Below are 13,754 nucleotides of genomic sequence, written 5' to 3'. Positions count from 1 at the left end.
AGTAAGCAAATCCGTAGCGAGGCGCTACGGATAGGTTGATTTGACAGCTGTGTAGCTATTCCCGCAACGAACTAATGTTTTGGCAACTGATTCGTAGCACCTTCATCAAATCCTGTTCGTAGCACCCTTGCTACGAACTATTCTTCAAAATCCCAATTCACTTCCCAACTGTTCGTAGTACCGAACTACAAACAAAAAACTCGACATTTTAATATATTTTTAATAAATTCACGATATGTCAAAAGGTGGATATAAAATACGTGATCAGAAAGCTTGTTATTTTGTTACTTTTCAAGTTGTTTACTGGATTGATGTGTTCACCCGACAAACATATAGAGATATCTTTTTAGACCTCTTGCGCTTTTATCAGGAAAATCAAGGTTTGAAAGTACATGCATATGTGATTATGAGCAATCACATCCACCTGATCCTTTCTGCTTCTCAATCAAAAAATGATTTGAGTAGCATTATTGGCAGAATCAAATCCCTTTCCAGTAAGAAAATTAAGGATGAAATCGAACAGAGCAATGAGAGTCGTAAAGAATGGATACTATGGATGATGAAAAGAGCAGCAAGCAAACATAAAAGAAACGATTCATTTCAACTATGGACACACGATAGCCATCCTATTCTATTGGATGACAATATCAAATTAAAGCAGCGACTGGATTACATTCACCAAAACCCTGTGAAAGCAGGAATTGTAGCTAATGCAGAAGATTATATCTATAGTAGTGCCGGAGCTTATGCAGGCTTACCAAGTTTAATTAAAATTGATTTTATTTAATTTGTTTCATTAGCATTGTAATCCGTAGCGAGGCGCTACGGATAGGTTGATTTGACAGCTGGCAGCTATTCCTGCTACGAAATACTGCTTTGACAACTGTTCGTAGCACCCTTGCTACGAACTATTCTTCAAAATCCCGACTCACTTCTTCATCCTGATCACCAAATCATTGGAATAAACCATTTCCCCGGCTTTTAAAACAACATCTTCCACTACCCCACCGCTGTTGGCCGTAATGGTAGATTCCATTTTCATAGCTTCAATTACAAAAAGCGGTGTGTTCTTTTTGATCTTGTCACCGGCTTTTACCAGCACCTTGGTCAACAAACCCTGCAGCGGTGCTCCAATCTCATTTTCACCTTCAGCTTTTACATGTGCTACTTTATCCACTTTTACAGATTCATCACGTACCATAACTGCACGTGATTGTCCATTGAGCTTGAATGTCACCAGGCGCATTCCATCCTCATCAGCAACGCCTACATGCACCAGTTCTACCAGGATGTTTTTTCCCCGCCCAATGGTGATCATGGCCTCTTTCTGAACTTCTGTCATTCCGTAGAAAAACAAAGGTGTAGGTATAACACTTACATCCCCGTATTCTTCTCTGTGATTGTAATAATCTTTATAAACCTTTGGATAAAGCTTGAAAGAAAGAAAATCGAGCTCTGTAGGTGAGGCTTCGGGAAAAGCTTTCTGAAATTCTTTCAATTCTTGCTTAAAATCAATGGGTTTAAGATGTTCGTTGGCACGACCTTTATAAGGCTTTTCACCTTTAAGCACTATTTTTTGCAATTCTTTTGGAAACCCACCATGAGGCTGTCCCAATTCCCCTCTGAAAAAAGCTTTTACGGAATCCGGAAAAGCAATAGAATCGCCTTTTTCCAAAATATCGTTTTTACTCAAATTATTGGACACCATAAACAAAGCCAGGTCACCTACAACTTTTGAAGAAGGGGTCACTTTTACAATATCACCAAAGAGCTCATTTACATCAATATAGGCTTGTTTGATTTCCTGCATTCTATCATCCAGCCCGAGGGATTCGGCTTGTGGCTTGAGATTGGAATATTGTCCTCCCGGGATTTCATGCTGATAAATCTCAGCAGTTCCTGCTTTTAAACCCGATTCAAAGGGATAATAATATTCCCGCACATCTTCCCAGTAATGCGAGTATTGATTGAGTAAATCAATATTGTAGGGTTCATATCGATCAGAATTTTTGAGTATTTCCAGTAAGGTATTGAAATTGGGCTGGGAAGTAAGCCCCGACATGGATGCCAAAGCAACATCTACCACATCCACACCTGCTTCAATGGCCTTCATGTAGGTGGCCAATTGAGCAGCACTGGTATCGTGCGTGTGTAAATGAATTGGCAAATCAGTTTCTTTTTTCAATTTACTGATCAATATTTCAGCAGAATAAGGTTTTAGCAAACCCGCCATGTCTTTTATAGCCAAAATATGTGCTCCGGCATCTTCAATGCGTTTTGAGAGATCAGCATAGTAATTCAAATCATATTTCTTCTGCGATTTGTCCAGGATATCGCCAGTATAGCAAATCGATACTTCAGCGATGGAGTTGGTACGCTCCCGCACTGTATTGATACTCACTTTCATATTCTCCAGCCAGTTGAGGGAATCAAAAATCCTGAACACATCAATACCCGTTTCAGCAGATTTTTCAATAAATTTTTCTACCAGATTATCGGGATATGCAGTATAACCCACTGCATTGGAGCCGCGCAAGAGCATTTGCAACAACACATTGGGCATGGATTCCCTCAATTGTGCCAGACGCTCCCAGGGAGATTCTTTTAAAAAACGCATGGAAACATCAAAGGTGGCACCTCCCCAAACTTCCATAGAAAACAACTGAGGAAAATGCTTGGAAAAACCCTCTGCTACCGAAAGCATATCACGGCTGCGCACCCTTGTAGCCAAAAGCGACTGATGTGCATCCCTGAAAGTAGTATCGGTAAATTTTACAGTTTTCTCCTTTTTTAGCCATTTGGCAAATGCTTCCGGCCCTTTTTTATCCAGGAGTTGTTTTGTCCCTTTTGGATGATCTGAGAATTTATCAAAAATGGGGATTTCAGGTGTTTTTAATTTTTTAGAGGGATCAACAAAGCGCACATCTGAATTGCCATTGACAGTAATATGTGCCAGGTAACGGAGCATTTTAGTGCCCCTGTCCTGCTTGGCTTCATACTTCAAAAGCTCTGGGTGCTTTGTTATAAAATTCACTCTTGCATTTCCTTCCTGAAAAACGGGATGTTCTACTAATTTCTCAAGAAAAGGGATATTGGTTTTCACACCGCGAATCCTGTACTCTGTTAAGGCACGATGCATGCGCTGACAGGCTCCTTTTAAAGTACGACCGTTGGCCGTTACTTTCGCCAGCATAGAATCAAAAAATGGAGAAATGGTAACGCCACGATAAGAACTTCCTTCATCAAGCCGAATACCAAAGCCACTGGCATTTCTATAAGCTACCAGGGTGCCGTAATCCGGCTTGAAATCATTTTCGGGGTCTTCTGTAGTAATGCGGCATTGAATGGCAAAACCCTTGCACTGGATATCGCTCTGATTGCGCAGAAAAATACTTGGGCTATCAAGACGCTGACCTGCTGCAATCAATATTTGACTTCTGACAATATCCACGCCTGTTACTTCTTCAGTAACGGTATGCTCTACTTGTATCCGGGGATTGACTTCAATAAAATAAATATGCTCATCCGGATCGACCAGGAACTCGACAGTTCCGGCATTGTTGTAGCCTACTTTACGCGCAATTCGCAGTGCATAAGCATACAGTTTATCGCGCGTAACTTGTTTCAAACCCTGTGAAGGTGCCATTTCCACCACTTTCTGAAAACGCCTTTGTACCGAACAATCACGCTCATAAAGATGCAGCACATTGCCGTATTTATCACCGAGAATTTGTACTTCAAGGTGTTTGGGATCTTCTATAAATCGCTCAAGAAAAACCGTGTCATCGCCAAAGGCATTTTTTGCTTCTGATTTGGCTTCGGGAAAACTTTTTTTCAGTTCTGTGGCATTGCGCACTACACGCATTCCTCTTCCACCACCACCTGCATTGGCTTTCACGATCAGCGGGAAACCAATTCTTTCTGCTTCTTTAAGTGCCTCTTTTACATCATTCAATACGGTAACACTACTTTCAATAATGGGTACATCGGCAGAAACAGCTACCTTTTTGGCTTTTTCTTTATCTCCGAGCTGATCCATTATTTCAGGATCTGGGCCGATAAACACAATGCCTTCTTCACGACAGCGCCTGGCAAAATTTACATTTTCAGACAAAAAACCATAGCCGGGATGAATGGCCTCCACCCCTTCTCTTTTCGCCAGGTGAATGATTTCTTCAATATCGAGATAGGGCTTCAAAGGTTCATTGTCCTGCCCTACCTGATAGGCTTCATCTGCTTTGTAGCGGTGCAGTGAAAAACGGTCTTCATAAGTATATATCGCCACTGTTCTGATCTTTAATTCAGATGCAGCGCGCAAAACACGTATGGCAATTTCTCCTCTGTTGGCTACCAGTAGTTTATTGATCTTCATAGATATATTTTCTTGCTGAATAATGTCGGGGTAAATAAATCCCTGAACAATTTATAACTAATGTGCTAAATCAGGGAAAAAAATTGCAGTTTTTTGAGAAATGATCTTAAACTACTGTTTAGATTTCCGATAAACAAACGATTAATTGTAAAAATAAAACATGGGTGTAAGTTTGTGAATAGAACCTGAAAACATACGACTCCTCTGGAGTCGGTTTAGTGAGTGGATGGCAAATTCATAAATATATGATACCTCCTGCATCAGCATCACTCAATTTCAAAAACGCGTGTCTAATCCGTAACCCTGACCCCCAACGGGGTCGCACATATCATTTTCAAAAAATAAGTACTACTTCTCTCCTTCTACAACAAGCAATGGAGGAATATTCAGTGGCTGTATTCCGAGCTTTATAGTGCCAAACTGCCGCTTGATGTATTTGTTCACCGTAATAGAAAACTGGTATGAAATAAATTTTCCGCCTTTTTTAAGTGCTGAATGAGAAGATTGAACCAATTTCAATCGTTGTCGTGGAGATAAAAAGGTAAAAGGAATACCGGTAATTATATAGTCTGCTTCCTTAATCTTTAAACGCTTTAAAACTTTATTTACATTTAAAGCACTTTCCTTTACAACGATTACCCGATCATCACTGTCAAATTTTAGTTTTAAAACTTTGACAAATTCAGGGTTTGTTTCAAAGAGCACCAATTTTGCAGAAGGCGTCATATTCGACAATAGCATTTCTGAAAACACACCATTGCCAGGGCCGTATTCCAGAATTACATCAGCATCCTTAAAATTGATTTTACCTTTTAAATACCGGACACTATATTTTGAAGAAGGCACTACAGAAGCTACCTGTTTGTCCTTCATGAATTGTTTTATATAATCTCCTTTTAATTTCAATGCTTGTAGTCTATATTTGTTAATAATGCGCAAAGTTTATAAAAAGAAACCCCTAAATAAAATTTGCCGCGATAATATTCGGTAACTTATGTTAAAGCAATAGTGCTGTTTCTTTATAAAGTGCTTGTTTTTTTATTAATTTTATCTATCAAAATAAAAAACACATTGTTTAAAGCAATAAGAAAATTTAAGCCCGCTTATACGATCTACAATATTCTGCACAAAGATCAATTGGCACAAAATAAAAAAGCATTGGATGCTTTGGGAATCAATCATTCCCCTTATACCTCTATTGACAGCAGTTTATTTGAAAACTACAAAATACCATTTTCTCCTTTCTTAGACGAAGGTTCTTCTAAAACAAAACTTCCAAAACTGGAATTGTTTAAATCGCTTGAAGCAGAACAACAACAAGCGCTATTGCCCTGGTCTGAAAAAGGCTACAGCATCCTCAAAGGCTATTTCAGTTCTGATGAAGTAGATGAAATCAATGCTGAAATCAAAAAGCTGGTTGATGCAGGGGCTGCCGATTGGCATTATTCAAGGCCGAGAATTATGTTTGCCATTAGAAAATCCAAAAAAATCAGGGAAATCATTGGGCGAAAAAAACTTGAAAGTATTTTATCGATGCTGTTGGGCAGGGAATTGAATCTGTTCCAAAGCATTAATTTTTTGGAAGGGAGTCAACAAAAAGCGCATTCCGATTCTATTCATATGACTACATTTCCTCTGGGTTTTTTGATTGCCGCATGGATTGCGTTGGAAGATGTGGATGAAAACAATGGGCCTTTGTTTTATTACCCGGGAAGTCACAAACTGCCTTATTTGCTCAATAAAGATTTTGACCATGGGGGCAATGCTTTATTAATTGGTGAAAATGCCAACAACCAATATGAAAAGGCTATTGAAAAGCTTATTGAAAAAGAACAATTGCAAAAAGAAACTTTTTACGCAAAAAAAGGAGATGTATTGATCTGGCATGCCAATTTAATCCATGGTGGCAGTGCAGTAAATGATGCCGAGCGAAGCCGTAAAAGCATGGTTTTACACTATTTCGCTAAAGATGTAATTTGCTATCACGAAATTACCCAAAGACCTGCATTAATGCCTAAAACTTGATTTATGACCTTAGTACAACTTGAATATATTGTAGCACTTGACAATCACCGGCACTTTGTGCAAGCTGCCAAAAGTTGTTTTGTCACACAACCTACCCTTACCATGCAGATCAAAAAATTAGAGGAGGAACTCAATGTAGTGATCTTTGACAGACACAGAACACCGCTTGTTCCAACAAAGGAAGGTGCTAAAATTCTGGAAAAAGCCCGGGATGTGTTGCGCGAAGCCAGGCAATTGAGAACTATGGTTAAAAGTGATAAGGAATTATTGAGCGGTAAATTCAGAATTGCTGTAATTCCAACATTGGCCCCCTATATTTTACCACTATTCTGGACACCTTTTCTCAATGAATTCCCGGAATTGGATTTGAAAGTAGAAGAAGAACAAAGTGATCAGATTATTGAAAAACTAAAAAATGACGAACTGGATATGGCGATACTGGTGACACCGGTAGAAGACAGACAAATCAAAGAACACCCAGTTTTTTACGAAGCTTTCTTAGCCTATACGGCTCAAAATCAATATTTCTACAAGCAGGAAATGGTAGAGCCTTCTGATATTGAAAATAAAAACCTGCTGATTCTCAATGAAGGACATTGTTTTAGAAACCAGGTATTGAATATTTGCAGCCAGGACAGCAAACGCAAAAGCAAATTTGTGTATGAAAGCGGCTCAATAGAAACGCTAATCCGTATGGTTGACAAAGGTTACGGCTACACTTTGATTCCTGAGCTCGGTGTGCCGCAGCATCCTAAAGATCCAAAAATGATCAAAAAATTTAAAGAACCACAGCCGGTAAGGGAAGTGAGTGTAATTACACACAAAAGCTTTGTCAATGATCTTTTGCTGGAAAAAGTAATCGATACTTTACAATCTGTGATTCCGGAAAGCATGAAAAAAGTACACAGAAGAAAGCGTATAGCATGGAAATAAAAACCCTCCACCAGAAATATCCAGCAGAGGGTTGTCATCATGAAAAACTTGATATTTAAACAACCATTATTTTGCTGTTAATGTTTACTTAAAACTCTTTTTTATTTCAGCATTGTTACACTACCACTTTTAGTAACCACATTGCCATTTATAAATGTTGCTTTTATTAAATAAACAAAAACACCAGGATTTAATTCTTGATTATTGTATAAGCCGTCCCAATACTCTCCAACTTTAGTACTTTCAAAAACCAACTCACCCCATCTATCAAAAATTTGGAAAGTCCAATTATCTACACACTTATAAACTGGCTTATAATAATCATTTATCCCATCATTATTAGGAGAAAAACCATTAGGCATATATAAATAACAATATTCTTTCATAACTTCTATATAAAGCGTGTCAGAATTAAAACAAATACCATCACGAGAGTAGTTTAGAATTATTGGTCCAGATTCCGACAAAGTTGCTGTCGGGTCAGGACATTTTTCACAGTTTAGCAAATGAGAGGGATACCAAGTGTATTCACCTGGATAATTTAAAACACCATTTATATGACTATTTAACTGGATGCTGGCATGTTGATTGATAGTTGTATCTTCTCCAAGATAAACTGATGCAGTATCATTTTTAATAAAAATATTAACAGAATCAACTGATAAACAACCATTTGAATCAGTTACAGTAACGCTGTAATTCCCACTTAATTGAATGTTTATTACTCTTGTAGTATCACCAGTTGACCAAATATATTTGGTATAATTTCCAGCATCAATACTCTGAAACAAAGTATTACAAATTGTATCATCTGGTCCAAGATCAAAATTTAATGGATTTGGGTTACTCAAAATAATAGTATCTCTCATAACACAATTATTTTGATCAACCACCTTTAAAAAATAAGTTCCAGGTGCCATATTACTAACAATAGAATCATGACTAAACACATTATCATTTTCATCACTCCAAAAGTATTCTAATGGAGGGTAATTACTTGCAACTACAGATTTTATCACACCATTATTAGAATTATTACAAGTAACAGAATCAATCTCAAAATCAAGTGAAATTGAATTATTAAATTCATCACACACTGTATCACAATCATATGTTTCATTATTGTATTGGTAGCCTTGAATAAAAGTTGGGGGAATTCCTGTTTGAACCGTATCAAAATCAATTGCACTATTCACATAATCACATAAATTACCAGTTGCATTAGGATTGTTTACTACTGATAAATAATGATTATCTGGAATACATCTTTTCATATAAATTTTACCATCAGGAGCAAGTTGAAGACCTCTTTCAGAACAACCAGCTTGATCTATCTGAATTTTTGATGCATTAATTGCAAATGAAGTACCGCCTCCAGCAGTAATATCAAATTGATGGAGCCCTCCTAAAAGGCTAGTAATGTACAATTTAGAATTATCAGGTGAAAACTCAACACCAAATACTGCTCCATCAACATCTAGACTTATAGCATTAGAAATTATACCTGTAACATTATTAAAGTCAAAAAGCTCACCTACAGGTGAAGGAGCATTGGAAAAAACTAAAGCAATTTTATTCCCATCTGAGGTTGCTTTAATTTGACCTATTCCAGCTCCTGTGCCATTGAAATAATTTAACAATCCGATATGCACTGAACCTGTATTCGAAATAACAGTATCCGTAATGCCTGTTTCAGTTAAAAGAAAAGCGAAAAATGCATCTGTAAAAAATTCATGTGACACTATCCAAATATCTTTACCATTTGTGTGATATATTGCTACAATTTTTTCACTTGCTGGTTGAAGTAAAGGAATATTCTTTTTTCCAGGTATTACATCTCCCAGCCCTCCATCTAAACACATATTGATAATAGAATATCTCAAGCCATATTGTAAATTTCTCTGCATTCCGTCTAATGTAAACAAGTAAAATAGAGAGTCTGACAATGGTTTGGGAACTATATAAGCAGCGTGAGTTGCAGAATAATGTCCATATAAACCATCACCATTAGGCATAATTTGATGGTTTCGATTCCAAACTTTCTCTCCATTTGAATAAAAAAGAAGATTTCCACTACTATCAGAAATAGTTGCACACCCTTCATTATACAGGTGATCCATAGGTCCCTGTGGATTCCCATAAATCTGTCCCCCAGATATTGGGGTTGGGGCTGAACCATTAAAATCTAATCCTGCACCTTCACCAAAAAACCAAATATTTCCTTGCTTTTGACCATAAATTGGTAAAAAGCACATAATTGTTATGGAAAAAAAAATAGCTCTCATTAGAGTTAAACTAAATAAGCAATATCTCTCAGTGTCAAAATAAATATTTAAACAATAAAATCAAAAATATCATGCTAAAAATAATTTATTTTACTGTTTTTGAGACTGCGTTTTAATTTCTTCCACAAGTATATCTCCCGCTTCACGCTTATTGGTGATATGAAGAAAGTTACCATTGCCCACTCTTGCCAGTCGCTGCATTGTTTTTAGCGCATCCTGATCATCGCCAAAACCTAAAACAGAAATTTTAGTGTCCCCTCTGTTACTGCGCACAAGACTGTACAAATCCCTTTCAGTAAAAGTCGGGTTGTTGAATTTACCATCAGTGGAAATAATGATCTGGTTGTTGCCCGAACTTATAAAATGATCGTTGACAATTTCAAAAGCGTGATTCAGCCCCTTTAAACCAAATGTCCAACCGGAAGCTTCAAGGCTATTGATCTGGTTTTTTAATGCTTCCTTGTCCTCTACTTTTCCGTGTTCAAGTAAAATATCGGTTTCACTGGAATAAGTCATTACTGTAAGAAAATCAAATTCGCGCAACACCTCTACCAAATTATTCATGGCCATTTTCAAAAGATCAATGCGTTCTGCTCCTTTCATTGAGGTAGATACATCTATCAAAAACAAAATATTATTTGCAGCATAAACATTGGGGTCTAAGGGAGTTTTTTGGTCTTCGATTAAATCTGCTTCAGCTGCTGCTTTTTCAAGAGGCTGTTCTGTTTTCGCACGCTGACTTGGAGCTGCCTCAGTTTCTTCAGAGAAAAAATCGGGCTTCTCATATCCTGCATTTTGCTTTTCTTCCAATTGGTGCACTTCTTCCAGGTAAGCTTGGTATGCTGCATAGCCCATGTCTTTCTCGGGGTCTGTTGGTGGTCGCTCCCTGTTGTAGAATTCCAATGGAGCAGTTTCAGCCAATTCACTTGCCGATTCCGTTTTTGAAAGTGTTGTGTCCTGCTGATTGCTTCTTTCTATTTCATTTTCTGAATAATCAAAAGGACTTTCCCAGGCTTGTTCTTCTTCGCGTTCAGCTTCTTTCAGGGCTTCTATTCGCTCAAGATAATCCTGACCTGTATCTGAGTTATTTTTTTCAGCCCTGTCATTATTATAAAACTCCAGTTCAACCTCTTCTGTTCCAATTCCGGAATAATCAGCTCGCGTCTTTACTGGCGAATTATATGTTGTGTTTTCTTCAGAAACTTGATTTTGTCTAGCCCCTTTATCCTGTCTTGGATTAATTTGAGAAGTTTTACTTTCTTCTAAATTTGTCCTTGTAGGCTCTATGGTTTTTTCACGCTGTACTGTATGTTGAGTTTTAGGGTAATAGATTCCTTCTTCAGCAGCTTGATTTTCATATTGCTTATTATCCAAATCATTTCTGGCGAATGTAGCTTCTTCTATTGGCTTTAGCGGAATAGTAACGATACCGCTGTTCCTGCTGATCAAACCATTGGCCGTATTGGGCTCAAAACCTTCCCTGCTTGCCAACAAGCTGTAATTTCCGAGCACAATTTGCTCCACAACCTTACCCGATTTGTCTGTGGTACTTTTGTGGGCTGCGCGATTGTTGTAAAACCATTTTATCTCAGCATTTTCAATAGGTTCACGTGTTTTTGCATTTATTACTAAAACTTCCTGATAAAAATCCTGGGCCTGAGGTTTGTCTTTGTTAATTGTAGGACAAGCTGTATGAGCTGATGCCGACATAGAAACGATTTCCCCTTTGATCTTTAATTCAATAGCTTTTTCGCTGCTGCCGCTATAAATACTGATCTTTTCACTAAAACTGCCCAGTTCAGAGGTATAGTAATAGACTTCAATTTTAGCACTTTTTCCAGGGGCAATGGAAGTTTGTGGCAATTTCACCTGGAAATTTTGGGTGGGAAAAGTAGGCAAAAACTGCAGTTTTTCACTGCTGTGATTGATGATCTTAAATACTGCTGGCGGATTTTCCCAATTATAGACTTTCCCAAAATCATATACAGCGGGAAGCAACTCAATGTCATTCTTCTTAGCGAAAATATTGAGTGCAGTTATCAAAATCAGTAATACAACCGGAAATAAGCGCATATTGGTAATTTGCTCTAAGATAAAAAACTGCAACCGCATGTTTTTATTTTGTGAATCAATATTTATGGAAAATAAAAACGCAGTTAAATTAGCAATCAATTAATTCTCCATCTTTAAAGCAGAGTTTCTATTTTTATGAAGTTTTAAGTTTGTAGATTTGGTTTTTTTGAATTTAATTCAATGAAATTCGTATCTCTTTTCTACCTTCATTTTGTGGAGGTGCTTTTAAGTATATAAGAGGGGTTAAAGTTTCCATATGGGAATAGATGCTATTATTGTCTTGGTTATTATAGTTATTGCGCTGGCACTTTTTGTTTCAGAGCTACTCACTATAGACCTAGTAGCATTATTAATAATGGTAGCCCTTGTAATAACAGGTGTTCTGAATGTTGAAGAAGCTGTTTCAGGATTCAGCAACCCAGCCACGGTTACGGTAGCTGCAATGTTTGCCATAAGTGCTGCAATGTTAAAAACCGGTTTGGTATCCACTATAGGTCCGCGCCTGGCAAAATTGATCAAAAAGAATTTTTTTCTGGGCTCTTTGGTATTGATGGTTTCGGTGGGTATATTTTCAGCATTTATCAACAACACACCCGTAGTAGCTGTTTTTATCCCTATAATTATAAAAGCAGCAATATCCTCAGGATACAATCCCACTAAACTACTTATACCGCTGTCTTTTGCCTCCATTTTTGGTGGAACCTGCACATTGATCGGCACATCTACCAACCTGCTTGTAAGTGGAATAGCTGTACAACATGGCTTGGAGCCTTTCTCTATGTTCCAGGTAGCTCCTTTTGGAATCGTGATTTTCACGGTAGGCATTCTGTTCATGCTTTTTATTGGCCAGAGACTATTGCCTGACCGCATCCAGGAAAGTGACCTGGAAAAGAAGTTCAATATGCGGGATTACCTTATTGAACTCACCATTTTAGAGGATGCCCCATTCGTTGGTCAAAGAATAATGGATGTAGAATTCATTAAAGACCTTGATATGGACGTGATCCAGATCAGAAGAGCTGGTGAAAAATTTCTGCTTCCACCGCAGGATATGGTTTTGCAGGAAAATGACAAGCTGAAAGTGCGCTGCAATTATGAAAAAATCAAGCAGCTCAAAAACCAATTAAAAATTTTCATTGGCCCGGCAGTATATTTCAGCGAATCGGACTTAACAGAAGATGATACTACACTTGTAGAACTGATTATTCCTCCAAATTCCTTTCTGGAAGGAGAAACACTGGGAAATGTAGAATTTAAAAGAAGGTTCAGGGCAGTTCCTTTGGCCATAAGGCACAGGGCAGAAATACAACACGAAAAATTAAATAATACGCGTATTTCTGCAGGAGATATTATCCTGGCAGAAATCAAAACACACCGGCTCGAACTTTTTAAAAACCAGGAAGCTAAACAGGAAAGTCCTTTTATTATTCTTTCTGAAGAAAGTCGAATTTCCTTTGATAAAAAACGCTTTGGCATTGTGCTGAGTGTAGCATTAATTGTTGTATTGCTTGCGACTTTTAATATTTTGCCAATTTTAGCTGCGGCACTAATAGGGGTTGCTACACTGGTACTCATACGTCAGATAAACATGAAAGATGTTTATGAAGCTATTGATTGGAAGGTAATTACCTTGCTTGCCGGAGCACTGAGTCTGGGGACTGCCATGCAAAAAAGCGGACTGGCATTGTATACTGCTGAAAATATTTTATTACATCTCGGAGAATATGGCCCTGTAGCAATTATATCGGGCCTGTACCTGATCACTATTATTCTTACTGAAATGATTTCAAACAATGCTACAGCGGCACTCCTTGCTCCTGTAGCTATTATCACTGCCGAAAAGTTGGGGCTCAATCCTATGCCCTTTTTGATGGCCATTACCTTTGCAGCATCTGCCAGTTTTATAACACCTATTGGCTACCAAACCAACACGATGGTTTACAGTGCCGGGCAATATCAGTTCAAGGATTTCTTTAAAGTGGGAATTGGTCTAAGCTTGATCTTGTGGCTGTTGGCTACCCTGCTTATACCAATGATTTATGAGTTTTGATACCAATTATCTTTTC

8 protein-coding genes are annotated in these 13,754 nt (G+C 37.8%); 4 read left to right on the top strand and 4 right to left on the bottom strand.

Annotated elements, in window-relative coordinates; genetic code table 11:
• Nucleotides 1-235: 235 nt before the first annotated feature.
• Entirely contained in the window at nucleotides 236-787 is a 552-nt protein-coding gene (locus tag WD048_11180; protein MEX0812768.1) for a transposase, read from the top strand.
• Between the two features lie 141 nt (nucleotides 788-928).
• Here WD048_11180 and WD048_11175 read toward each other — a convergent pair whose 3' ends face one another.
• Together WD048_11175 and WD048_11170 are read right to left on the bottom strand one after the other, a co-directional pair.
• Nucleotides 929-4,372: a pyruvate carboxylase gene (locus tag WD048_11175; GenBank protein ID MEX0812767.1), complete on the bottom strand. Its 3,444-nt coding sequence runs from the start codon at nucleotides 4,370-4,372 to the stop codon at nucleotides 929-931.
• Between the two features lie 348 nt (nucleotides 4,373-4,720).
• On the bottom strand, nucleotides 4,721-5,245 hold the full coding sequence (locus WD048_11170) for an rRNA adenine N-6-methyltransferase family protein (protein MEX0812766.1): 525 nt from the start codon (nucleotides 5,243-5,245) through the stop codon (nucleotides 4,721-4,723).
• Nucleotides 5,246-5,443: 198 nt separating this feature from the next.
• Here WD048_11170 and WD048_11165 point away from each other — a divergent pair, with 198 nt between their 5' ends.
• Both WD048_11165 and WD048_11160 read left to right on the top strand, forming a co-directional pair.
• Nucleotides 5,444-6,397: a phytanoyl-CoA dioxygenase family protein gene (locus WD048_11165; protein ID MEX0812765.1), complete on the top strand. Its 954-nt coding sequence runs from the start codon at nucleotides 5,444-5,446 to the stop codon at nucleotides 6,395-6,397.
• 3 nt (nucleotides 6,398-6,400) lie between these two features.
• Nucleotides 6,401-7,330, top strand: coding sequence for a hydrogen peroxide-inducible genes activator (locus tag WD048_11160; protein ID MEX0812764.1), 930 nt, complete (start codon nucleotides 6,401-6,403; stop codon nucleotides 7,328-7,330).
• Nucleotides 7,331-7,431: 101 nt separating this feature from the next.
• Here the strand turns inward: WD048_11160 and WD048_11155 are convergent, their stop codons facing one another.
• On the bottom strand, nucleotides 7,432-9,615 hold the full coding sequence (locus WD048_11155; protein MEX0812763.1) for a gliding motility-associated C-terminal domain-containing protein: 2,184 nt from the start codon (nucleotides 9,613-9,615) through the stop codon (nucleotides 7,432-7,434).
• Between the two features lie 90 nt (nucleotides 9,616-9,705).
• Complete coding sequence (locus WD048_11150) at nucleotides 9,706-11,727, bottom strand: VWA domain-containing protein (GenBank protein MEX0812762.1); 2,022 nt, start codon at nucleotides 11,725-11,727, stop codon at nucleotides 9,706-9,708.
• A gap of 217 nt (nucleotides 11,728-11,944) precedes the next feature.
• Between WD048_11150 and WD048_11145 the strand changes: the two genes are divergently transcribed.
• Nucleotides 11,945-13,738: an SLC13 family permease gene (locus tag WD048_11145; GenBank protein ID MEX0812761.1), complete on the top strand. Its 1,794-nt coding sequence runs from the start codon at nucleotides 11,945-11,947 to the stop codon at nucleotides 13,736-13,738.
• The last annotated feature ends 16 nt before the right edge of the window (nucleotides 13,739-13,754 follow it).

This window comes from Chitinophagales bacterium, from assembly GCA_040877935.1.
In the GTDB taxonomy this organism is placed as follows: domain Bacteria; phylum Bacteroidota; class Bacteroidia; order Chitinophagales; family CAIOSU01; genus JBBDNB01.
Note: the sequence above shows the minus strand (reverse complement) of the source record. Positions and strands in the feature narration are given on the sequence as shown.

What these genes read in the sequence shown, in the direction of transcription:
- WD048_11150 (MEX0812762.1), bottom strand. Translation starts at nt 11,727, where the DNA reads ATGCGGTTGCAGTTTTTTATCTTAGAGCAAATTACCAATATGCGCTTA.
- WD048_11175 (MEX0812767.1), bottom strand. Translation starts at nt 4,372, where the DNA reads ATGAAGATCAATAAACTACTGGTAGCCAACAGAGGAGAAATTGCCATA.
- WD048_11155 (MEX0812763.1), bottom strand. Translation starts at nt 9,615, where the DNA reads ATGAGAGCTATTTTTTTTTCCATAACAATTATGTGCTTTTTACCAATT.
- WD048_11180 (MEX0812768.1), top strand. Translation starts at nt 236, where the DNA reads ATGTCAAAAGGTGGATATAAAATACGTGATCAGAAAGCTTGTTATTTT.
- WD048_11145 (MEX0812761.1), top strand. Translation starts at nt 11,945, where the DNA reads ATGGGAATAGATGCTATTATTGTCTTGGTTATTATAGTTATTGCGCTG.
- WD048_11160 (MEX0812764.1), top strand. Translation starts at nt 6,401, where the DNA reads ATGACCTTAGTACAACTTGAATATATTGTAGCACTTGACAATCACCGG.
- WD048_11170 (MEX0812766.1), bottom strand. Translation starts at nt 5,245, where the DNA reads ATGAAGGACAAACAGGTAGCTTCTGTAGTGCCTTCTTCAAAATATAGT.